Below are 21,196 nucleotides of genomic sequence, written 5' to 3' on the forward strand. Positions count from 1 at the left end.
ATTTCATTATCGGCCTTTCCATGCCCGATTGTCGCCACATACTGATTATCGCCCGGTCAATACTGCATCGATCAAGGTTTTTTGCTGCTGTAAACAATCCGACAACCTGAACCGATTTTCGACAGTCCGGCGCGCCGCAGCCCGCATCTGAAGACACGCATCAGGGTCACGCAGGACGTTCATGATCACTTCCGCCAACACGTCCTTATCGAAAAACGGCACAAGCAGGCCGTTCTGCCCCGAGCGGATCACTTCCCGTACGGGCGGCGTATCCGAACCGATGATAAGCGCGCCGCAAGCCATCGCTTCCACAACTGACCAGGACAAGACGAACGGGTAGGTCAGATAGATATGCGCGGTCGATATCTGATAGAGCTTGCGCAACTGGGCATGCGGAATTGTGCCTGGAAATACGATACGATCCGGCGGCAGATCCAAATTCTTGACGAGATGCTCGCGCCAGGAGCCGCCGCCCGGCGGCGGCGTTCCATAGCTGACGCCATCGCCGCCGACAAAAACGAAAATCGCATCATCGTTCTGCCGAATGACCTTGGCGGCGGCTTCCAACGCTTGCGGAAATCCACGATATGGCTCGAGATCGCGGGCAACAAATGTAATGACACGCGATTCCCCTGCTTTCAACGTCCGTCCATCCGGCAATTGAATCGTTGCATGGCGATCAGGATAGAAGAGTTTTGTATCAACCCCTTCGTGCACCACGGCAATGCGATTCTGCACGGAACGCGGGTAGAGGCTTTTCTGCCAATGCGTCGGGCTAAACCCGCCATCGATTCCCTCAAGGGTAACGAGCTGCGCCATGTTGCGCAGGCGCAGGCGCTTGCGGGTCTCGATGTCCGGCTTGTCACCGGGAGCAAAACCCACATCCGCGCCATTGGCGCGGTAGAAAAACTCGCAGTAACCAAGAGCGGCAGCTGAGGGCAGCACGTCCTTGACGAACATCATGCTGCCCCAACCTATATGACCGACAACGATATCGGGCGCTTGACCGTGATGGGCCATGGATTCCAGGGTTTCGGCCACACGGTACCCGATCCTCGTATGATGATCGGGCACTTCAAGATATCTGGCCATCGCACCGCCGGTGCGAGGACCAGATTCTACTCTGTGACGGATGACGCGGACCGCTGGGAGGCGACGGTCCACTGTCTCGCAAATCAGGCTTACATCATGTCCGCTGGTAGCCAGATCCTCGGCTAACGCAGCGAACTGGCCAAAACCACGCCGGTGCACAAATGCTATACGCATGTTACAAAACGTGCTCGGCTGGTGACCGATAATCGTCGCAACGCATCAAATGCCAAATCGTGCGGCATTACCCCACACGAGTTCGAGTCTGTGCAACGTCTGATAGGCAATCTCAAGATTTCTGAGATCGTCGTCGTCTCGAGTGAGGATATGATTGTAGGCCCGGCTTGCATTCCGCAAGCTTGCACACAGCCGTTCACCCTTGTCCGTCAGACGGATACGTGCGGATCGTTTGTCCCTCTGCGAGGCGACGCGATCAACATACCCACCATCGGTAAGCTGTTTAAGATAATAGGAAATGTTGGAACCGACGTAATGTCCGCGATCCAGTAATTCACCCACAGTGAGTTCGACATCGCCGATAGCCATCAGAACCAAGGTCTGGGCCGGACCGATATCCTCCACGCCTAACTTCGTCAGCTCGGTTTTCAGCAAGCTCACAAAGCGGCGGTTCACTCGTTCTATCATCCGGGCCAGTTCGAAATGCGTGATAACGACTGTATGGACCGGATGTCTGCGTTCCTGTTTTTCGGCGGTAACTTCAGGAAAATCAACGGCAGTAAAGCCATCGACTGATGTTTCGACTTCCACTCCCTCGTGTAGAAGTTTTTGCATCTTTTGCTCTCCATTTTCAATTTTACTTCAAATTTTGAAGAAATTTGCAGTTATATTTTCTTTGCTCCTTTCGCATTTCCCCGCCGTAAGAACCTTTATTCTGTCACATTCTCTGCAGTATTACTTTACTGAACTTGAGAAGTAGCACACAGTTTTTAGGGATATCCGCCACCTGTGACCATACCAAGGCAGATAGCGTATGAATGATACTCGCGAAATCAAATCGATTGGCAAGAGCCCCACGCACAAAAAGGGGCAGGACGATTCGGTAACTACGCCCAAAGGCCTGATTTTCAAGGCCCGCCGCGTTTTCCTATCGGGACTACTTTATGCGGTACTGCTGAGTGCCTGTATCAATTTGCTACAACTCACTGTACCCCTCTATATGTTGCAGGTGCATGATAGGGTACTGAACAGCCGAAGCATGGACACGCTCACCATGCTGACGGTGCTTGCTATCGGTGCCATGCTGGTGTTCGGCGTGCTGGAATATATCCGCTCGCTGTCCTTCCAGGCCATGGGCAGTGCGCTAGTGCGTCGCCTGAACCTCGCGGTTCTGACAGCGGCAGTGCAAGCCTCCGTGAATCAGGGCATGCCGAAAGCGACGCAGACACTTCGCGATCTCAACGAATTGCGCAGTTTTCTTACATCACCGGCCATCAATGCTCCGCTTGACGCGGCATGGTCGCCGATCTTCCTCGGCGTGCTGTTCCTGTTACACCCGATGCTGGGTGTGATCGGCCTCGTTGCCGTCGTCATTCTTATCGCCTGCGGTGTGCTGACGGACCTCCTGACCCGCAATCTGATTCAGGAGGCGAATCAAGCCAACATCGAATCGGTTTCAAAGATCGGCAGCAGCTTGCGCCATGCCGAAGTCATCGAAGCCATGGGCATGCTCCCGGCGCTCGCTCGCCGCTGGCGCACGATGCAGCTCAATTCGCTCGAAGCGCTTGACCTTGGCGGAACCCGCGCCCGCGCTCTTTCCTCGATTGCCCGCACGGCCCGCTTCATCATCCAGATCGGATCGCTCGGTATAGGCACGCTCCTCGCCATGCAGCAGGAGATCACGCCTGGTGCGATGATCGCGACCAGCATCATCATCGGCCGTTTGCTGATGCCATTCGATCGTATTGTGGAAAACTGGCGTCAGTGGGTCAGTGCAATCGCAAGCTGGAAGCGCGTTCAGTCATTGCTGTCTGAAAATCTGGCGGTACGCCAGACGATGCCGACGCCGAGGCCCAATGGCGATCTCGTGATCGACAAGCTGATCTATGCAGCTCCCGGCGTTGATGTTCCGATCATCAAGGGTATCTCTTTCTCGATTTCGCCAGGTGAAGTACTGGGCGTCGTCGGCCCCTCGGCAGCGGGCAAATCGACACTGGCCCGATTGTTGATCGGGATTGTGAAACCATCTTCAGGCGGCGTTTTCCTCGACGGTAATAACGTTTATCTCTGGGAACGCGGTTCGTTCGGAGAGATTGCCGGCTACCTGCCACAGTCCGTCTCCCTGCTTGATGGAACGATCAAGGACAACATCGCCCGCATGGGCGACAGCGACCCGCACCGAGTGCTGGAAGCCGCACGCCTTGCCGATGTCCATGAAATGATCGGACGCATGCCGCTCGGCTATGATACGCCGGTTGGCGACGGTCGCCTGACACTGTCCGGTGGCCAGCGTCAGAGAATCGGATTGGCCCGCTGCCTCTACAACCGCCCTCGCCTCATCGTCCTCGATGAGCCGAACTCGAATCTCGACGCCGTCGGCGAACGTGCACTGATCCGCGCCGTCGAACACGCTCGTGACGATGGCGCCATTGTCATCATGATCGCACATAGACCATCTATCATGCAGGTCGCCGACAAGCTGCTCGTACTCGACAACGGGCGTATCTCGCAGTTCGGCCCACGCACCGATGTCGTCGCTTCACTGACACCTGCCAGTAACGGCCCGCAAATGGGAGCAGCAACCGCATGATGGGTAAATCTGTTATTCCTCGTCGTGTTTCCAGTCTGCTCGCGCCGCGTGCAGAATCGTCGGATCACAAGGCCCTCACCCGTTTCGGTAGTGTAAAGCCTGAATGGGCGCTCGATCTTGAGCGTGAAGATTCAAGATCGCCTTTGCGTGGCCTCATCATTGCGGGCCTGGCCACAATCGCTGTCGCTTTCGGTGGCTTCTTCGCCTGGGCCTATTCCGCCAATCTGGGAAGTGCTGCGGTCGCAATGGGCACGGTGATCGTTGATTCCAAACGCAAGACAATCAGCCATCTCGAAGGCGGCATTCTTGATCGCCTGCTCGTACAGGAAGGCGATATAGTCAAGGTCGGCCAGCCGCTCCTCCGGCTTGACGACACCAAAGCCCGCTCCGATCTCCAGTCACTGGAAAGCAGACGCGTCGGCTTGATTGCTAAACTGGCTCGCCTGCGGGCCGAACAATCGGGTGCGAAGGAAATCAGCTTTCCCGATGGCTTTGCAGATGACGGCGAGAACGCGCAGAACGCCATCCGCGCCGAAAACATCTTTTTCCAGAAGCGGCTTGCGCAGAAATTGAGCAAGATCGATATCCAGCAGAAGACCATCGAGCAATATACCGAGCAGGCAAAGGCTTCCACATCGCAGATAGCGGCCACAGATCGGCAGATCGAACTCATCAGCGATCAGCGTAAAGCCATCGCCAGCCTCGTTGCAAAAGGCTTTGCCCAGAAATCGAAACTCACGGAAATCGATACACGTCTCAGCCAGCTTGCTGGCGATCGTGGTGAATATGCCGGTGACAAGGCAAAGGCCGAACAGGCAAAAGCCGGAGCGGAATTCGCCCTGACGGGAATCGAAAGCGATCTCCAGTCCGAAATCGCCGGCGAAATCACGTCAAGCCAGGTCGAACTTTCGGACGCACAGGAGCGTATCGTTGCGGCCAAGGATGTGATGCGGCGCGTGGAAGTTCGTTCGCCGCAGGATGGCATCGTCGCAAATATCCGGCTACGCACACCGGGCGGCGTTATCGCGCCGGGCGAAGCGATCATGGATATCGTTCCCGAAAACGAACCTCTCGTGGTCGAAATGAAAATCAGCCCGCGTGATATCGACAGCATTTCGGTTGGTGCAGGCGCACAGATCCGGTTGACTGCCTATAATCAGCGCTCCATGGCACCGCTCGACGGCAGATTGACCTATATCGCCGCGGATCAGTCGCTCGACGAGAAGACGGATACTGCATTTTTCGTAGCACGTGCCGAAATTACTCCGGCGTCACTTGCTGCAAATCCGACTGCCCGACTTTATCCTGGTATGCCCGCTGAAATAATCATCGTGCACAAGGAACGTCGCGCTATCGATTACTTGGTTTCACCTATCACAGATAGTTTGAACCGGGCGTTCCGCGAGGATTAGACGCAATAGTATTTTATAGTAAAACTCAAATCTAGGTTGAAATTCTGAAAAACTATATAGCCACGCATGAAACCTCATGCGTGGCTTCATCTTATTGAAATTAATTCACATTTTTGTCACAATCTGCATTTCATTCAAATTTTGAAGCAATTTCATTACAAATACAATATAAATATAAATTATAATGACGATAAATATATTTCATATTTCTGTTTACATAACTGCAATATAAATTAATGGTAATAATTTGTTACTTACAAGCGCCCAAATTATACCAATTACTGATGTTGCAATTCCAGTTAATGCAGAGCAGACTACTAAGAGCATAATGGTCGGAGCATTCCGGCTTGTGGAAACCCCATACAGGAACACAAGGAGAAGCAGATGGCCACTTTAGAAGGCGGCGCCTACGACGACGTGTTGTTCGGCTCCCGCTTTGACGATTTCATCCGCGCCCATGGCGGTGATGATCTCGTATTCGGAGGCGATGGTAACGACACTGTCTTCGGCGGTAACGGGAGTGACATCCTTTTCGGCGGCACGGGTAACGATACCCTGTTCGGCGAAAACGGGAACGACATTCTCTTCGGTAATGAAGGAAACGACGTCCTGAGCGGCGGCAATGGCAGCGACGTGCTGTATGGCGGCAATGGAGATGACATTCTCCAGGGCGGCAACGGCTCCGACCTGCTCTATGGCGGCGCACATAATGACATTCTCTACGGTGGGAACGGCAACGACATCCTAGATGGCGGCGCTGGAAACGATGTTCTCATCGGCGGAAATGGCAGCGATACATTCCTGTTCAATGGTGGCGGCGGAAACGACGTCATTCTCGACTTCAATCCCGGCGAAGACATTCTGCAGATTCAGAAGGGCATTAATGGCCTTGATGTCTCTTCCGCAGACGATCTTGCCGATCGTGTCACGCAGGTTGGTGGCAATGTCCTTGTCGATCTCGGCAATGGCGACACCGTTACCCTCGTGAACACCAATGCAGACGACGTACAGGCTCATCCGGACCAGTACTTCACTGTTCACTAATTGAACAATTGAGAGCGTGCCCGGCAATCCTCCCGCCGGGCATGTTTCGTCTTCACCGGGCACGCATCTTCCCCATTTTTGCGTGCCCGGACCTTCCGGCAAGCTAGATCTTCCTGCAAGCCGGATCTTCCTACAAGAATGAAAGGGCCTCACATTGAACCTCGACCATTCGGCGGACACTGAAAGCAAAACCGAGAACCTCTCCATTTGCCGTCTTTGCGCCGATGTCGCTGTAGTCATCTGGGATATCCCAGGCCCGGCTCGCACGACTACCAAATGCACATTTGAAATGCCGGTTCAGCCGGTTCCCCTGCTAAGCGTTGGCATTCCGCTCGAAAATGGCGGTCTACGCATGTTCTGGGCAATGCGTACTGGCAATGAGCCCGTTGAACTTTCGCTCTCCGCGGGTTCACTTGGCCCGACGGCTCAGGCTATCGTGTATCCGGCCAACGAACTTGCTCCCTTCGACGTTGAATATGTCGTGAGCGAACTCACCCTGCCCGGACATATCAAGCTTCTCACAAATATTCTGACCACGTGGCGCAGCGCTTTCCGTCTTTCGCGAAACCAGACTTTCGCATCCCTCGTGCGGGACCTGACTTTCGCGTTGACGCCGGAACCGCGCGAGGCCCAGCATTGCGGCGAACCGGTTCAGGGGCACCATCTCCTTGAAACAGCGGTCGACCCGATGCTGGGCGAGATTTCGGCCATCTACGGCATCACTTCCGGCAGCGTCATGGTCATTCCGCCGAGATTTGTGGTGGGCAAACAGGCCCGTAACGCCTGGCAGCCATGTCACTTTCTACTGGAAGCGGCGCAAGATCTGCCATCGTCGCTGTTGCTGGTACTCACCGGTCCGAAAGGCGTTGCCGTTCGCAAACTTGCCGCGACGACCGGCGAACAAACGGATTTTGCCAAGTGGTGGACCAAATGGCAGGGCAATGGCGCGTTGCGGGAGTTTCTCGTTCGCCAGCTCGGCAAGCTAAGTCCCGCCGGTGCAGCAGTCGCCATTGATCTGCAAACGCGCGCTCCGCTGCCCATTCGCCAGATCGCGCAGTCCGCCACCCACCCGGCGGCGGAAATTGATCTCGCTCTGGCGCTTGACGGCGGATTGATCGTGGGCGGATGGATGCACGATCCGGCCACCATGCTTGCAGATATCGAATATCTACCGGAAGGCGGTAGCGCATTGTCGTTGAAGCCCAACTTTCATAAATTTCCGGCCAAAATTGCAAAACGGGAAGATGCACCTCAGCAGGATGTGACAGGCTTTGTCGCCTGGCTTCCCTCGGTGCAGAATCTTGGCCCTCTCTTGCAGCCGCGATTTCAGATGCGTCTTGCGTCCGGCACGACCGCGCCCCTGATACCCGCACCGCAGCCCTTCGAGCCGTCGGCGCAGCGTAACCGCATTTTGCGGTCTGTACCGCCCCAACAGGCGAAGCCGCACATCTTTTCCCATATTCTGGGACCGGCTCTCACCGAAGTCGAAAAGAAGCTCGCTACAACCGTGCGCATATCCGAAGTGAAGGATTACGGAACGACGCCAGCCTCCCCGCTCGCATCCATCGTCATTCCACTTTATCGCAATCTCGACTTCCTACGGTTCCAGTTTTCATCGATGGCGACGGACCCTTGGCTGGTGGAAAATGCCGAGTTCATCTTCGTGCTGGATTCGCCCGAGATTCAAGACGACACCGAACATATGCTGGGCGGGCTGCACATTCTGCACGACATGCCGTTCAAGCTCGCCATCATGAACCGCAATAGCGGATATGCCCGTGCCTGCAATGCAGGTGCAAGTATTGCAACCGGAACGACCATTGTAATGCTAAATTCCGACGTTGTTCCGGCAGAACACGGCTGGTTGCAGCAATTGGTACAACCGCTGTTCGACCAGCCCAAGCTGGGAGCAATCGGCCCTCGCCTTCTGTTTGAGGACGGCTCGCTTCAACATGCGGGGCTTTACTTCGCCCGCGACCGCCAGGGCATCTGGCTGAATCACCACTATTACAAGGGTATGCCGGGCAACTATCCGCCTGCGCTCCGTTCGCGCGAGGTGCCCGGCGTCACCGGTGCCTGCCTCGTCACGCGCAAGGATATCTACGATCTCGTCGGTGGCTATACTGAAGACTATGTCATCGGAGACTACGAAGACAGCGATCTGTGCCTGAAGATCAGACAGCTTGGCTTCCAGATATTCTATGAGCCTTCTGTAGCACTTTACCATTTCGAGCGCCGCTCGATCCGCCGCAGCGCGGACTACATGCGCGGGCTCGCCAGCCAATATAACTCCTGGCTCCACACACAGCGCTGGGATGATGACATTACCGAATTGATGGTCCTGCCGCAGGAACAGGAAGGCACTGCCGATCTGTCGAACGTGATCATGACCAAATCTGAAAGGAGCGCCGCTTGACGGACGTGGTAGCGCTGAAACAGCCAGAACCTGAAGCCAAACCAGCAATACCGGATGCACAGATCGACTGGCTGATGCAGTCGGTTCTGAAGAACCGTTTTCTGCCTTCACCCGACCCGAACAATGTGTTCGTCGGCGACGGTGACTATCGTGCAGTTGGTGCCGAGTTTCTCGGTCATTTCATTCGTAAGGGCGGGCTTCGTCCGGATGCGCGCGTGCTCGACATCGGTTCGGGGATCGGTCGCATGGCTGTGCCGCTGACGCAGTATCTTGATTCAGCGAAGACACGCTATTCCGGGATTGATCCCGTGGTAGGTGGCGTGAACTGGTGCCGCCAGAACATCACGTCGCGCTATCCGAACTTCGAGTTCCGCCACATCGATATTGCCCACGATCTCTATAATCCCAAAGGTTCGGTCAGCGGGCTTAGTCTTGTCCTGCCGTTCGCAGACAAGAGCTTCGATTTCGTCATCATGACATCAGTGGTCACGCATTTGCCGTCAGATGAAGTCAAAACCTATCTCGATCAGGTTTCTCGCGTTCTCGCTCCCGGTGGAAAGCTGTTCATGACAGCTTTCGTGGTGGATGACGTGGCCGCGCGTGACCGCCACGGCAAACGCGACAAGCGACTTGCATTTGAACGCCACGGCAGCGGACCATGCTGGTTTGTTCCGGAATTGCCACCGCTTGCAGCAGTGGGATTTGAAAACGGTTTCCTGGATCGCGCGCTCGCCGGTGCAAAACTGACGCTCGACACCAAATCCTTCGGTCACTGGCGCGGCATCGAGGCGGATCACTATCAGGATATTTTCATCGCCTCGCGAGGTGTTGCCTGATGGCTCAACGTGTCCTCATTGCAGCACATAACCATCCGTCACTGCATCCCGGCGGAACGGAAATTTTCGCACACGACCTGTTCCGGGCCTATCAGCGCGCCGGTTGCGAAGCCATGTTCATGGGCGCTACCAACAAGGTGCATCGTGAGGCCCGACCCGGCACAAGCTTTCAGAGCATCGGCAATGGCGGCGACGAGATCCTGCTCTGGTCTGGCCATTTTGACCGTTTTTACATGAGTCAGATCGACCTTTATGGGATCGTTCCCGACATCGTTGAGCTATTGCAAGATTTCCGGCCCGATGTTGTCCATCTGCACCATCTGCTTTTGCTTGGTGCCGAATTCCCGCATATCGTGCGGCGCACTTTACCAGATTGCCGTATCGTTCTGACTTTGCACGACTATTACCCCATCTGCCATCATGACGGATTGATGGTGCGCACCACTGGCAAGGAACTGTGCCATGGGGCCGATCCAGACCGGTGCCATGCCTGTTTCAAGGACATAGCCCTGGATAAATTTGTACTGCGCGAGCGGCATATTAAATCACTCCTCACTGCAGTCGATGCATTCGTTTCACCGAGTGAGTTTCTGAAGCAACGTTATGTCGAATGGGGCCTTGATGAAGAACTGATCAGCGTCATTCCCAATGGCCAGCCGGAACGGCCTGTGGTCGAAGCGCAGCAGGTTGAACGCAGCAAGCCGGTCTTCGGTTACTTCGGCAATCTTAATCCGTGGAAGGGTGCAACAGTCCTGCTTGAAGCAGCGCAGCAGCTTATTTCAGAGGGTTTCGATTTCGAACTTCGCGTGCATGGTGCAGCACCATTTCAAAGCGAGAGTTTCGTCAGTGAAATCGAGCGGCTCTTTGCCGAAACATATCCCTTCGTCCAGCGCCGGGGCGCCTATCGGCGGAATGACATCGCCCAGCTTATCCAGGCAGTCGATTGCGCCATCATGCCGTCGATCTGGTGGGAAAATGCCCCGCTTGTCATTCAGGAAGCACAGGGACAGAACCGCCCTGTCATATGCAGCAATATCGGTGGAATGGCCGAGATGATCGAAAATGAGGTGAATGGCCTCACCGTTCCGCCGAATGATCCGCTCGCGCTCGCCCAGGCGATGCGTCGAATGGCGGAGAACCCGGATTTGCGCCAATCGCTCAGCGAGAACGCGCGTCATCCGGACACCATCGACACGACCGCCGAACGCTATCTCGATCTGATCGGGACATTACGTATCGCCCGTGTCGAGGCAGCATAAGAGGTAAATCATGAACATCGCGACCAAAGTTCCATCCGAGGGGGAAACAAAGCAGGCAGCGGCACCCAATGCCTCTGCCGGGCCTCAAAGGACCGAAGCCATGAAAGGACGCGTTGACGCCATTGAGGAAGGCCGTCTCTATGGTTGGGCCTTCGATCCTTCCGTTCCAACGGAAAGGCTTCTGATCCGCGTTCTGCTGGACGACAAGCCTATTGCCGAGGCGCCTGCCGATAAGGATCGTCCCGACCTGAAACGCAACGGCATCGGCGACGGCAAGCACGCTTTCGAAGTGATGCTGCCGCAATTTGCTGCGGCTCGTGCAGGCGAACTCGTCGTTGTCGCCGCCAATCCGTCCGGCGCGGAGCAGAAGCTGCGCGTGCCTAAGCCCGATGAACAGGCCGCCGAAGCGCTTATCGCTGCCCCGATGACGCGCATTCTGGACAAGCTCGACATGCTGATGGCAGCGCAACGCCAGTTGCAAGTCAACCAGCGATCGTTGCAGCGTGTCGCGCCAACCCTTGATGCGTCTGGCAATGCCGCCCCCGCCGAACTGCTTGACATTGCAAGTTCCGTCGACGGACTGCGTACTGATCTCCATCAGCGCATGACCGAACTCGACGTGCATATAATGCGCATGGACGGCGTTGTTGCAGGGCTGGAACAACGCATGGACGAAGTGCGCAAGCGCGGCGGCGGCGACCTCAAGTTCCTGTTCTTGCTGGCTGCCGTTTTGGCCGGTTTCGTCGCCGGTGCCCTACTCACCCTTGCGGTTATGCCCTGAGGAAACATCTCATGGCGCAAGACGAAAGACCTATTACGCAGCAGCCGACCGCCCGACCGACCCGGTCACCGGATCGTCCCCCCATGATGATGGAGGGCGAGATGGTCGTTGGCAGCGTGATCGAAGACACGCTGGTACTGGTGCTCGGCATCGGCAGTGCCACAAACGATCAGGTGACGGCTTTTCTCAATGGCGATCCCGCCATGAGCGTAAAGACAAGTCTGATTACATGGCCACTCAAAGAGCCTTCACCAGCCGGGACGCATGGCTTTGTCGCCATCGTACCAACAGGTGCTTTGCGCCGCGGCACCCTCAAGACGATTATGTTCCAGCACCGGGCAAAGGTTGCACGCTACAATTTCGCGTCACGTTCCGCTTCCATCGCAGATTTTGTCGCTATGATAGGCGATCTTGCCGGACCGAGCTTGCCGGGTGTCATCGATGAACTCGTGGAAGGACTGATTTCCGGCCCTATCAGCCGAAAGAAACTTTCGGCCATCACCGTCCTGTTGCAGGCTGGAGCCCGTTCCGACGGCTGCATCGAACTCATCGGCGGTAGCGATGAAGGCGAGATTTTTGTGCAGGGCTGGGCACAGGATCTGACACCCTCGGTTACCCGCCTGTTGATCAGCGGTAAGAACCCATCGCTTGCAGAATGTGCAGTCAGTGTTTTTGCGCGGCCCGATCTCAATGATGAAGCGTCCGGATTTGCAGGCCTTCTGCTTGCCAATGAGCCGGTCGAACCCACCGATATCGAACGGCTTTTGTTTCGCGGACGACGGGGCTGGCGATTTACCGAAGTCTACGATCGCAGACTGCTGTCCGGTTCCCGGGAAACGCCGAGCCATATCCGGGCGATCCTGCCGCGGGTACGCAGCTCGACCGACATCCTGCTGCGCATGCGTTCCGCCGCAAATCGCTTCGATGGCGCCGACACGGTATCCGGCCTGCCCTTTCCCGTCAGGATGGGGATAGACAATGTTTTCCGGGTTGAAGGCAGCGGTATACTGGTTTCTGGCTGGCTGCTTGATCCCGACAGTCATGTGGAAAGCGTGAAGCTGCGCCGTCATCGCGGTGAAATCCAGATCGATAACACCTGGACTCGCATCGACCGACCGGACGTCACCCGCGAATTCGACAATCAATCGCCCTTCAATGCAGGTCTTGATCCCAGCCGTCACGCTCATGGCTTCGTTGCTTTTGCGCCGGAACTTGCCGGTGACAGCACCTCGCCATTCTATCTCGAACTTGCGATCAGTGATGGACGGCGTGCCTTCTTTCCATTGACGCCGACCCGCCTCACGTCACGTGACGCCATCGTCCGGCAAATCCGGGCAACCGATCCGAATGCATGGGCTCTGCGCCATATTGTCGATCAGCAGCTCGTGCCTTTGCTGCGCGGCGTCAACCGTCCTGCGCCGGAAGTCTTTGGCGTGGTCGATCTCGGCCCCTTCGAAGACGCGATCGGACCTGCGGTCATCATCGGCATCGACGAACGCGTCGAGGAAATCGAACCATTGCTCGCGCTTCTTGCGCTCGATCCCGAAACCCGGATCGCGCCGATTGTGATCGCGGCTGCGACCGAGATTATTGATCGCGTCGGCGTACAGATCAGGCGTCTTGCAGATTTCTATCGCCTGCGTATCCGTCTCGTTTCCGCTACAGGCTCGGAAGACCTCTACGATGCGCTGGAAGTCGGCGCCCGCACAGTTTCAACGGATCAGGTTATATTTCTGGCCGGATCGCTGCTGCCGCGCCGCTCCGGCTGGCTCAACAAGCTCATCAGCGCCTACGAAGCCCACAAGGATTGCGTTCTGTCTCCCACTCTTGCCTATGAGGATGATTCAATCCGCTGGGCCGGAACCTGGGTAGCCGGGCCGCAATCTGACCGCGCCCTGATCAGTCGCTATGCCGGTTATCCCATCGACGCCGTTTCGGGCATGTCATTGACGGAAGTGGCAACGGCAACGTTCGAGTGCTGCATTCTTCCGCGTGAAGCCCTGTTTTCCGTGGGCGGTTTCACGCGCGGTTATCTCGGTACCCATGAAAAGGGATTGGATCTCGGGTTGAAACTGAAACAATCGGGCTTGCGCTCCTACTGGTTGCCTTCAGCACAGATGCTGGGAGCTGACGACACATCCGTAACCGACAGGGCATCGACCATTGCCTTGATCGAACGCATCGACCGGCAGGTCTTCGACGCACGCTGGTCCTCCATTCTCGCTGGCCGACGCAAGATAGAAACGGAGGAACCCGCATGAGCGACAAACTTCGTGTTCTCGTGATCTCGCACGCTCACCCTTCGATCTCGCTCGGGGGCGGTGAAATCGCTTCCTACAATCTGCACAAGGGGTTGAACGCTGTTCCCGGTGTGCAGTCGGTCTATCTGGCACGGGCCGCTCACCCAATCCCGCGGCACGGCACGACAGCGCTGATGAGCATGCGGCGCGCCAGCGACGAAATCCTGTTCCATGCCGACGAGTACGATCATTTCTATCTGTCGAACAAGAACACCGATGAAATCCGCCGTGACCTGTTGCGCTTTGTCCGCGACTTCGACCCGGACATCGTGCATTTTCATCATGTTCTCGGGCTCGGGCTTGAAACTCTCTATGCCATCCGCGAGGCGCTGCCAGATCGCGTCATTCTGGTGACGTTTCACGAGTTTCTATCCATCTGCAACAATGACGGCCAGATGGTCAAGGCTGGCACGTCCAAGCTCTGCAACGAGGCATCACCCATCGATTGCCACGCCTGTTTTCCGCAGATACCACCAGCACGTTTCCTGAAACGAGAGCGTTTCGTACGCGGCATGCTGGAATTGGCCGACGCCTTCGTCTCGCCGAGCGAGTTTCTTGCCAACCGCTATCTCGATTGGGGCCTCAACCCGGACAAGATGGCCGTTATCGAGAATGGCATCGCCATCCGCGACGTCACGCCCGCACGTGAGTTGACCGGCCCGAACCCACGTCGCAGCCGCTTTGCGTTCTTCGGTCAGATCAATCCGTTCAAGGGCATAGATGTGCTGGTCGATGCCGTATCGCGTGTACCAGAACAGGTTTGGGGTGAAGATTCTCGCCTGATGATCTTCGGTGGCAATCTGGAAAAGCAGCCGCCCGCCTTTCAGGAACGCATGCAGAAACTGATCGAAGAAGCCGGCCCGCGCGTACGGTTCTACGGCGCCTACCAGAATGCTGAAATGCCACGTCTGATGCAATCAGTCGACTGGGTAGTTATGCCCTCGATCTGGTGGGAAAACTCACCCATTGTCATTCAGGAGGCGCTGCACCATCGCCGTCCGGTCATCTGCTCGAATATAGGCGGTATGGCTGAGAAGATCCGCGACGGCGAAGACGGCCTGCATTTCCGTGTTCGCAGCGCCGAGGATCTGGCCGACCGCTTTACAGAAGTGCTCAGCGAGCCGAGCATATGGGACGGGTTGCATCATTCCATCCGCAATCCGGTCCACTATGTTGATTGCGCGAAGGAGCACCTCGATCTTTATAAACGGCTGCGTGAGTCAAAACCTCGCAGACAGAAACCGGCAGTTACGCAAACTGCTCTTTCTCAGGCAAGCTGAGCCTGGCTTACCTGTATCTTTAGAAGAAGGAAGACCGTATGGCACGCGCCCTCGTCATGATCCCTGCGGGAGAAGTGTACGATCACGACAATGTCCGCTGGTATCGTCACACCGACGTTCAGGGCAGCATCAATCACTATCACAATATCGGCGATGCCTTCGTCTTCGAGTCATCACTGAAGCTGATGAATTACGAAAAGGCTTCCGAACTCCCGATCACCAATTTCTCACCGGAGAAAATCGATCAGCTTCGTGAAGAATATGATTATGTGATCCTGCGTGGCTCGAATTATATCAACAAGGATATGAACTGGCGTGACACGATCCCGGTATTGCAGCGGCTGAAACTGCCGGTCATCGCATTCGGCGTCGGAGCGCAAGCGCCGGTCAGAGGGGAAATACAGCTTTCCGAAGAGACGAAGGCGGTCCTGCGCATCATTGCAGACTCCACGACGTCCATCGGTGTGCGCGGCGCTTACACGGCCCAGGTGCTGAACGATATCGGCATCCGCAATGTGCGCATCATCGGTTGCCCGACCGCGTTTCGTCGCAACAACCAGCATTTGCGTATCAAGTTGCCGCCGCTGGAAAACGTTGCCCAAGTCGGCGTTACGGTTCGCCGCGAGGTTTCCCCCGCCTATGCGCAGGACATCGAGCAATATCTGACCCGTCACCGCGACCTCATCAAATCCATGGCCGGACGCTTCGATGTAACATTGATGGCGCAGGGCGAGATCGACGAAAAGAAGATGGTCTTCGGCACAGCGGAGCAGAAGGAAGAGGCTATCGCAGCCCTCAAGAACCACCGCTGGACAGCGGACTGGTATTTCGATGAAACGATAGAAAACCTCTATCGCAATCGCATGTTCTATTCGGACGTCGTCGCCGATTACGAGGAACTGGTGCGCAGGCAGCAGCTCGTCCTTGGTTATCGTCTGCACGGCAATCTGATGGCGCTGGCCAATGGCGTGCCGTCCATCTATTTCACCTATGACAGCCGCACAGCAGAATTCGCTGAAACCTACAAGATACCGAGCTATGACGTCTTCAGCGACAAGCCTTTCCGGCTGGAAGACTATTGGGATCAGTCGCTGTTCGACAAATATAATCGGGCATGGTTCGAGACCTATGCCGAGATGAAGCAGTTTCTCGATGAAAACGGCGTCGACAACAAGATGACCGAAACCGGCATTCCCATCGCCGAACTGAAAGTCGCTTAGAGATTTAGTCTTTTGGCAGTTGCGCAGAACCCTTGCTCTTCTGCTCTTCTGCCAGAAGCGACCAGGCAGCAATGAACATCGCAGCAATCAGCGGTCCGACCACAAAACCGTTGATCCCGATCAGTGAAATGCCTCCAACCGTGGAGATCAGGACAACATAATCCGGCATCCGGGTGCCTTTTCCGACGAGCGGCGGACGCAGGAGATTATCAACTAGTCCGATCACGAATACGCCGACGAAAACCAGAATGCTTCCACTGATCCATTCCCCGCTTGCGAAGAACCACGCGGCGGCAGGCACCCAGACAAGTGCGGCACCGACGGCTGGCAGCATGGAAAGGAAAGTCATCAACACGCCCCAGAGCAAGGCTGCTTCCAAGCCCAGGAACCAGAAAGTCACGCCACCTATCGTGCCCTGAATGATGGCAATGATGATATTGCCCTTCACTGTCGCACGAATGACGGCGGTAAACTTTTCCAGAAACTGTCGTGTGTAATCGTCATTGAGCGGAATGGCCTGCCTGATCTTCCGTCCGAGATCCGCACCGTCGCGGAACAGAAAGAACAAGAGATAAAGCATGATGCCGAAGCCGATGAAGAATTGCAGTGTGTTCTGGCCGAAACTGACCAGCTTTCCGGCAAAAAGCTGACTGCCCTGCATGATCGCAGTCGATATGCGCGAACGCCATTCCGCAAAGTTACCCAGTTCGAACCGGGTCAGCCATTCCTCCAGTGAATCCGGCAGGGCGCTGAGAATACGTGAAATATAGCTGTTCAGATCGAACTCGCGGCTGCTCAGGCGTTGATAGAGAGAATTCCCCTCCTGCACCAGCGAACCGAAAATCGCCAGCATTGGAATGATGACCAGACATATGCACATCAAGACCGAAAGCAGAGCCGCGATGTTCTTTCTACCGCCGAGCAGACGTTCAAGGCGCTGCTGTACCGGTGAGAAGACCACGGCGAGAATGACTGCCCAAAGAACTGCCGAATAATAAGGCAGCAGCAGCCACGCAAAAGCGATGGTGACCAATGCCAGTAGAATATAGAAGCTCGCGCGCTGGACGGACATAATTACCTGCTGCAGATTTCCGGGGCCAGGAAACCCTGCCCGGAAAACCATCCCACTTCAATAGAGAAGCATAATCCCGGCGGGTTATGCTGCTTTCAGAGGCATCAGCTTTTCATTGGGAAGAGAACGGGCAAGCGTGCTCAGAAGATCGCTCTGTGACACCAGACCGATGATGCGACACATTTCATCGATGACCACGACAGCGTGTGCCAATCCATCGGTCAGGCTGGGTAAAAGGCTCATTACCGGATCGGCCTGCGAAGCGGTTGGAGCCTCCACGATATAATTTCTGAAATCATCGCCCGGATGCATCAACTCGCGCAAACCGATCACGCCCTTCAGGCGACCGTCAGCCGAGTGTACCGGCAAGGTCATGAGATTGTGTCGCAAGATCAGGTCTCGTGCCTGGCTGGCGGTTGCCTCCTCATCGATACTGATGACATCGCGAGACATAATGTCGGCGCATGTCAGGTCGCCATGCGAGCGAATGGACACTTCCAGTTCCACTTGCCGCAGCAAACGTCCAAGATCGTTGCGATCGATATCGAAGCTTTCATCCAGCGCAAGCAACGCACGGTCGATGTCTTCCTCACGGATACCCATGCGGACCGAAGGCGGCAGATCGACTGTGCTGTGTTTGTTTACCGGCACGGCGGCAGCCACATGCGGGTATTTCCTGCGTGACAATTTGTGAAACAGGATACCCACCCCAACGAGAAGGCACGAATTCAGAGCGACTGGTATAAGCGGAAAAAGGAACCCCCACTTGGCGACCGCCGAGCCGCCCAGAACCGCCGTCAGGGCCGCAGCGCCACCGGGCGGATGAAGGCTGCGGGTAACGGACATCGCCGCGATGGCGAGAGCAACGCAAAGACCAATAGCCAAAGCCGGATCGTCGACAAACTGGGTGACGGCCAGTCCCACAAAGGCAGAAATTGTGTTGCCGCCGATGATCGACCATGGCTGAGCCAGCGGGCTGGTCGGAACTGCGAAGAGCAGAACCGCCGACGCGCCGATCGGTGCAACGATCAAAGGCAAATGCGGACCGTTTCCCAGTAGCAAACTCGATATGAAGCCAGTCAGCGCAATACCCATCAAGGCGCCGAGGCAGGCAATCGAACGTTCTCGCAAAGTTGCTCCGGCAAGCACCGGTTTGAACAGTCGCAACGCAAGAGACTGGTGTTGTTCAGGATTTCTCTGGGTCATTCCGTCAATCAGGCCGATAATAGGGGAACTTCAGCGGAAAACCCGTTGAAGCAAAAGACTGTTCCCATGGGGGTGAGACACTATCCTGCCCTTGCCGGATTCGAACAAGAAAGCAAATCCGTATCAGCTTGCCGGAACGGAAAAAACATTCTCCGTTCATCAACTCATCGAGAACAACGGTCTCAAGGCCATCTCGAGGCCAAGAATCATGAGGCCGATCAGAAACCATCGGCGAAAGTTTTCTGGCCTGATCCTGCGACGACAAGCCTGCCCCATGAACATGCCGACCAGTGCCGGAACGATAGCCAGAACAGATGCCAGCAGGAGATCTCCCGAATAGGCCTGCCTGCTCGAAAGCCCAATAGCGAGCGCAGCAGTCGAAACCGTGAAGGAAAGCCCGAGTGATTGCACAAGATCGTCTTTGTGCAGCCCCAGCGCCTGCAAATAGGGCACAGCCGGGATCACGAATACGCCTGTCGCACCTGCGATCAAGCCGGTCAACGTTCCGGTCACGGGAGATAGCAGGTGCTCAAGTCTTGCAGGCACCCTCATCTGGCGAGCGAACAGTGCATAGGTCGCATAGATAACAAGTGACAGACCCAGCATCGACGTGGTGACTGCAATATTCCCGCCGACCAGAACCGCAGTACCCGCTATGGTCCCGATCGCAATGGCCAGCATCATGCTCCAAAGGCGAAAGACAAGTTTACCGAAACTTGGCCCCGCCAGTAACTGCCAGAGGTTGGTGATGAAGGACGGAATAATCAGCAGGCTTGCCGCTGCAAGCGGCGATATCAGCGCGCCCAATATGCCCATCGCAACCGTGGGCAGTCCCATTCCGGTCACGCCTTTGACAAAGCCGGCACCGAGGAACGTAATTGCAATCGTCAGGATCAAGGAGAATGAATAAGTCATGCTTCCCCTATAACGACCTGACTGTCGGACGAAATGCGGAAGGTCAATATCGAGCCTTCGGCTTTTCCATAGGCAGAATTCGCGCTAACATCACTTATGCGTTTTGATCTCACAGACCTCCGCCTGTTTCTCGCCGTAGCCGATACCGGCAGCATTACCCATGGCGCGGCCGAAGTCGGCCTGTCGCTTCCCGCCGCGAGTGAACGCCTGCGTGACATGGAAGCCACGGGGCAAGTGTTGCTTCTGGAACGAGGGCGCCGCGGCGTTGCCCTCACGGAGGCGGGCGAAGCGCTCCTCCATCATGCGAGGGTTGTTATGCGCCAAATGGCCGACATGCATACCGAGTTGGGCTTGCATGCCAAAGCGATGCGAACGGCTATTCGCATCGCAGCCAACACCGCCGCCGTGACAGAATATCTTCCGGTGCGACTTGCAGCCTGGATGGCGGAAAATCCCCGAATTGATGTGGAACTGAAGGAACGACAGAGCAACGATATCGCTCGCGCTGTTTTGCGTGGTTTTGTTGAAATCGGAATTTTATCGGATGCCGCAGAAACCACAGAATTGGATCTGGTTCCGTTTGCGAAGGATCAGTTGTTGCTGATCACGGCCAGACACCACCCACTGGCCGAACATAAATGTGTGAGTTTCTCGGATGTCCTGCAGGAACAATTCGTCGGCCTGTCGGCTGGTGCCCTGCAGGAGCACATTGAGCTTCAGGCAACCCGGCTGGGGGCGCGGCTCAAAATTCGAACCCGACTGCGCACCTTCGAGGCAATCGGCAATATGGTCGCCGCTGGAGTGGGTATTGCAATCATTCCACTGACGGCTGCTCAGCGTCTCAGAAAAACTGTACCAATTGCTACAGTCACACTTGCCGACACCTGGGCAGGAAGAAACCTGGTGATCGCTGTGCGATCTCTGGAAGACTTAAGCGCCCCTGCCGGAAATCTTGTCCATTACCTCGCCTCGAATATTCAACCTCCCACAAGCAGAACTGCGAGAGGTTGAGCCGTAGAACTCTTACGAGTTGAGATCGGCGAGCAGGTCGTCATAGACCTTGCAAGCGCCTTCAAGATCGCTCGTTGCCTGCGTCTGGGCGCCACTCATTTTCTGAGCGATTTCCTGAGCTTTCTGCGGATTGGCAGCAGCAACTTCCTGCATTTTCGTGGCGACTTCCATAGCCTTTGCCTGGACTTCCTCAGCCGTGCAGGCGAAGGATGGGGTTGCCAGAACAACGAACAACGCGCTTAGAAGATACTTCTTCATATTATTCCTCTCCAAATCGAATTCTCATAAATGCGCTTCGCATCTAGCAAGATTTCCGATTTATCTCTAGCTAAAACAACAAATGACGAAAATACTTCACAGAATAGAAATATATCCAGATCAACATACTGTTAGTGAAGCTCTGGATCGACACCCATATCTACTAGTGGCCCCAGTAGGAATGTGGCCTTTCAGATGGTGATTTGACGTGCACCTCCAGCGCGACCAATGGGCTACCCAGACTTTGGTAGTATAAACGTTTTCATTGAAGCTCAGGCATTGGCAATCCGCCGGGATGCATCTACATTCTTTTTAAAGAGCGCTGGATAA

17 protein-coding genes are annotated in these 21,196 nt (G+C 55.7%); 11 read left to right on the forward strand and 6 right to left on the reverse strand.

Annotated elements, in window-relative coordinates:
• Positions 1-45: 45 nt before the first annotated feature.
• Together CQZ93_RS21245 and CQZ93_RS21250 are read right to left on the reverse strand one after the other, a co-directional pair.
• Positions 46-1,266, reverse strand: a complete 1,221-nt coding sequence (locus CQZ93_RS21245; protein WP_105544525.1) for a glycosyltransferase family 4 protein — start codon at positions 1,264-1,266, stop codon at positions 46-48.
• Positions 1,267-1,311: 45 nt separating this feature from the next.
• Entirely contained in the window at positions 1,312-1,881 is a 570-nt protein-coding gene (locus CQZ93_RS21250; RefSeq protein WP_010658636.1) for a MarR family winged helix-turn-helix transcriptional regulator, read from the reverse strand.
• A 199-nt stretch (positions 1,882-2,080) separates the two neighbouring features.
• On the opposite strand from CQZ93_RS21250, the gene CQZ93_RS21255 reads away from it, so the two are divergent.
• From CQZ93_RS21255 to CQZ93_RS21300, 10 genes are all read left to right on the forward strand, one after another.
• The gene (locus CQZ93_RS21255) at positions 2,081-3,856 is read left to right on the forward strand and encodes a type I secretion system permease/ATPase (protein ID WP_105544526.1); all 1,776 of its coding nucleotides are present in this window, start codon (positions 2,081-2,083) and stop codon (positions 3,854-3,856) included.
• Positions 3,853-5,268, forward strand: coding sequence for an HlyD family type I secretion periplasmic adaptor subunit (locus CQZ93_RS21260; RefSeq protein ID WP_105544527.1), 1,416 nt, complete (start codon positions 3,853-3,855; stop codon positions 5,266-5,268). Before CQZ93_RS21255 ends, CQZ93_RS21260 begins: the two co-directional genes overlap by 4 nt.
• Positions 5,269-5,652: 384 nt before the next feature.
• Positions 5,653-6,312, forward strand: coding sequence for a calcium-binding protein (locus tag CQZ93_RS21265; RefSeq protein ID WP_105544528.1), 660 nt, complete (start codon positions 5,653-5,655; stop codon positions 6,310-6,312).
• Positions 6,313-6,466: 154 nt separating this feature from the next.
• Positions 6,467-8,728, forward strand: coding sequence for a glycosyltransferase family 2 protein (locus CQZ93_RS21270; protein ID WP_105544529.1), 2,262 nt, complete (start codon positions 6,467-6,469; stop codon positions 8,726-8,728).
• Positions 8,725-9,564 carry a class I SAM-dependent methyltransferase gene (locus CQZ93_RS21275; RefSeq protein WP_105544530.1) on the forward strand — a complete coding sequence of 280 codons (840 nt, stop codon included), beginning with the start codon at positions 8,725-8,727 and terminating at the stop codon, positions 9,562-9,564. The genes CQZ93_RS21270 and CQZ93_RS21275 overlap by 4 nt, the downstream gene beginning before the upstream one ends.
• Positions 9,564-10,823 carry a glycosyltransferase family 4 protein gene (locus CQZ93_RS21280; RefSeq protein WP_105544531.1) on the forward strand — a complete coding sequence of 420 codons (1,260 nt, stop codon included), beginning with the start codon at positions 9,564-9,566 and terminating at the stop codon, positions 10,821-10,823. Before CQZ93_RS21275 ends, CQZ93_RS21280 begins: the two co-directional genes overlap by 1 nt.
• 10 nt (positions 10,824-10,833) lie before the next feature.
• Positions 10,834-11,604 (forward strand): hypothetical protein, encoded by a 771-nt coding sequence (locus CQZ93_RS21285; RefSeq protein ID WP_105544532.1) that lies wholly within the window; start codon positions 10,834-10,836, stop codon positions 11,602-11,604.
• Positions 11,605-11,615: 11 nt separating this feature from the next.
• Entirely contained in the window at positions 11,616-13,865 is a 2,250-nt protein-coding gene (locus CQZ93_RS21290; protein WP_105544533.1) for a glycosyltransferase family 2 protein, read from the forward strand.
• Positions 13,862-15,184, forward strand: coding sequence for a glycosyltransferase family 4 protein (locus CQZ93_RS21295; protein WP_105544534.1), 1,323 nt, complete (start codon positions 13,862-13,864; stop codon positions 15,182-15,184). The genes CQZ93_RS21290 and CQZ93_RS21295 overlap by 4 nt, the downstream gene beginning before the upstream one ends.
• A gap of 38 nt (positions 15,185-15,222) precedes the next feature.
• Positions 15,223-16,404: a polysaccharide pyruvyl transferase family protein gene (locus tag CQZ93_RS21300; RefSeq protein WP_105544535.1), complete on the forward strand. Its 1,182-nt coding sequence runs from the start codon at positions 15,223-15,225 to the stop codon at positions 16,402-16,404.
• Between the two features lie 4 nt (positions 16,405-16,408).
• Here CQZ93_RS21300 and CQZ93_RS21305 read toward each other — a convergent pair whose 3' ends face one another.
• The 3 genes from CQZ93_RS21305 to CQZ93_RS21315 form a co-directional block, all read right to left on the reverse strand.
• Positions 16,409-17,476 carry an AI-2E family transporter gene (locus CQZ93_RS21305; RefSeq protein ID WP_105545254.1) on the reverse strand — a complete coding sequence of 356 codons (1,068 nt, stop codon included), beginning with the start codon at positions 17,474-17,476 and terminating at the stop codon, positions 16,409-16,411.
• A gap of 84 nt (positions 17,477-17,560) precedes the next feature.
• Entirely contained in the window at positions 17,561-18,682 is a 1,122-nt protein-coding gene (locus CQZ93_RS21310) for an HPP family protein (protein WP_105544536.1), read from the reverse strand.
• A gap of 159 nt (positions 18,683-18,841) precedes the next feature.
• Positions 18,842-19,597 (reverse strand): sulfite exporter TauE/SafE family protein, encoded by a 756-nt coding sequence (locus CQZ93_RS21315; protein ID WP_105544537.1) that lies wholly within the window; start codon positions 19,595-19,597, stop codon positions 18,842-18,844.
• 96 nt (positions 19,598-19,693) lie between these two features.
• Between CQZ93_RS21315 and CQZ93_RS21320 the strand changes: the two genes are divergently transcribed.
• Positions 19,694-20,608, forward strand: coding sequence for a LysR family transcriptional regulator (locus CQZ93_RS21320; RefSeq protein ID WP_105544538.1), 915 nt, complete (start codon positions 19,694-19,696; stop codon positions 20,606-20,608).
• A gap of 12 nt (positions 20,609-20,620) precedes the next feature.
• Here CQZ93_RS21320 and CQZ93_RS21325 read toward each other — a convergent pair whose 3' ends face one another.
• Complete coding sequence (locus tag CQZ93_RS21325) at positions 20,621-20,866, reverse strand: hypothetical protein (protein WP_105544539.1); 246 nt, start codon at positions 20,864-20,866, stop codon at positions 20,621-20,623.
• Positions 20,867-21,196: the final 330 nt, after the last annotated feature.

The sequence above is a fragment of the Ochrobactrum vermis genome (genome assembly GCF_002975205.1).
GTDB classification, from domain to species: Bacteria; Pseudomonadota; Alphaproteobacteria; order Rhizobiales; family Rhizobiaceae; genus Brucella; species Brucella vermis.

What these genes read in the sequence shown, in the direction of transcription:
- CQZ93_RS21245 (WP_105544525.1), bottom strand. Translation starts at nt 1,266, where the DNA reads ATGCGTATAGCATTTGTGCACCGGCGTGGTTTTGGCCAGTTCGCTGCG.
- CQZ93_RS21250 (WP_010658636.1), bottom strand. Translation starts at nt 1,881, where the DNA reads ATGCAAAAACTTCTACACGAGGGAGTGGAAGTCGAAACATCAGTCGAT.
- CQZ93_RS21255 (WP_105544526.1), top strand. Translation starts at nt 2,081, where the DNA reads ATGAATGATACTCGCGAAATCAAATCGATTGGCAAGAGCCCCACGCAC.
- CQZ93_RS21260 (WP_105544527.1), top strand. Translation starts at nt 3,853, where the DNA reads ATGATGGGTAAATCTGTTATTCCTCGTCGTGTTTCCAGTCTGCTCGCG.
- CQZ93_RS21265 (WP_105544528.1), top strand. Translation starts at nt 5,653, where the DNA reads ATGGCCACTTTAGAAGGCGGCGCCTACGACGACGTGTTGTTCGGCTCC.
- CQZ93_RS21280 (WP_105544531.1), top strand. Translation starts at nt 9,564, where the DNA reads ATGGCTCAACGTGTCCTCATTGCAGCACATAACCATCCGTCACTGCAT.
- CQZ93_RS21285 (WP_105544532.1), top strand. Translation starts at nt 10,834, where the DNA reads ATGAACATCGCGACCAAAGTTCCATCCGAGGGGGAAACAAAGCAGGCA.
- CQZ93_RS21290 (WP_105544533.1), top strand. Translation starts at nt 11,616, where the DNA reads ATGGCGCAAGACGAAAGACCTATTACGCAGCAGCCGACCGCCCGACCG.
- CQZ93_RS21295 (WP_105544534.1), top strand. Translation starts at nt 13,862, where the DNA reads ATGAGCGACAAACTTCGTGTTCTCGTGATCTCGCACGCTCACCCTTCG.
- CQZ93_RS21300 (WP_105544535.1), top strand. Translation starts at nt 15,223, where the DNA reads ATGGCACGCGCCCTCGTCATGATCCCTGCGGGAGAAGTGTACGATCAC.
- CQZ93_RS21305 (WP_105545254.1), bottom strand. Translation starts at nt 17,476, where the DNA reads ATGTCCGTCCAGCGCGCGAGCTTCTATATTCTACTGGCATTGGTCACC.
- CQZ93_RS21310 (WP_105544536.1), bottom strand. Translation starts at nt 18,682, where the DNA reads ATGACCCAGAGAAATCCTGAACAACACCAGTCTCTTGCGTTGCGACTG.
- CQZ93_RS21315 (WP_105544537.1), bottom strand. Translation starts at nt 19,597, where the DNA reads ATGACTTATTCATTCTCCTTGATCCTGACGATTGCAATTACGTTCCTC.
- CQZ93_RS21320 (WP_105544538.1), top strand. Translation starts at nt 19,694, where the DNA reads ATGCGTTTTGATCTCACAGACCTCCGCCTGTTTCTCGCCGTAGCCGAT.
- CQZ93_RS21325 (WP_105544539.1), bottom strand. Translation starts at nt 20,866, where the DNA reads ATGAAGAAGTATCTTCTAAGCGCGTTGTTCGTTGTTCTGGCAACCCCA.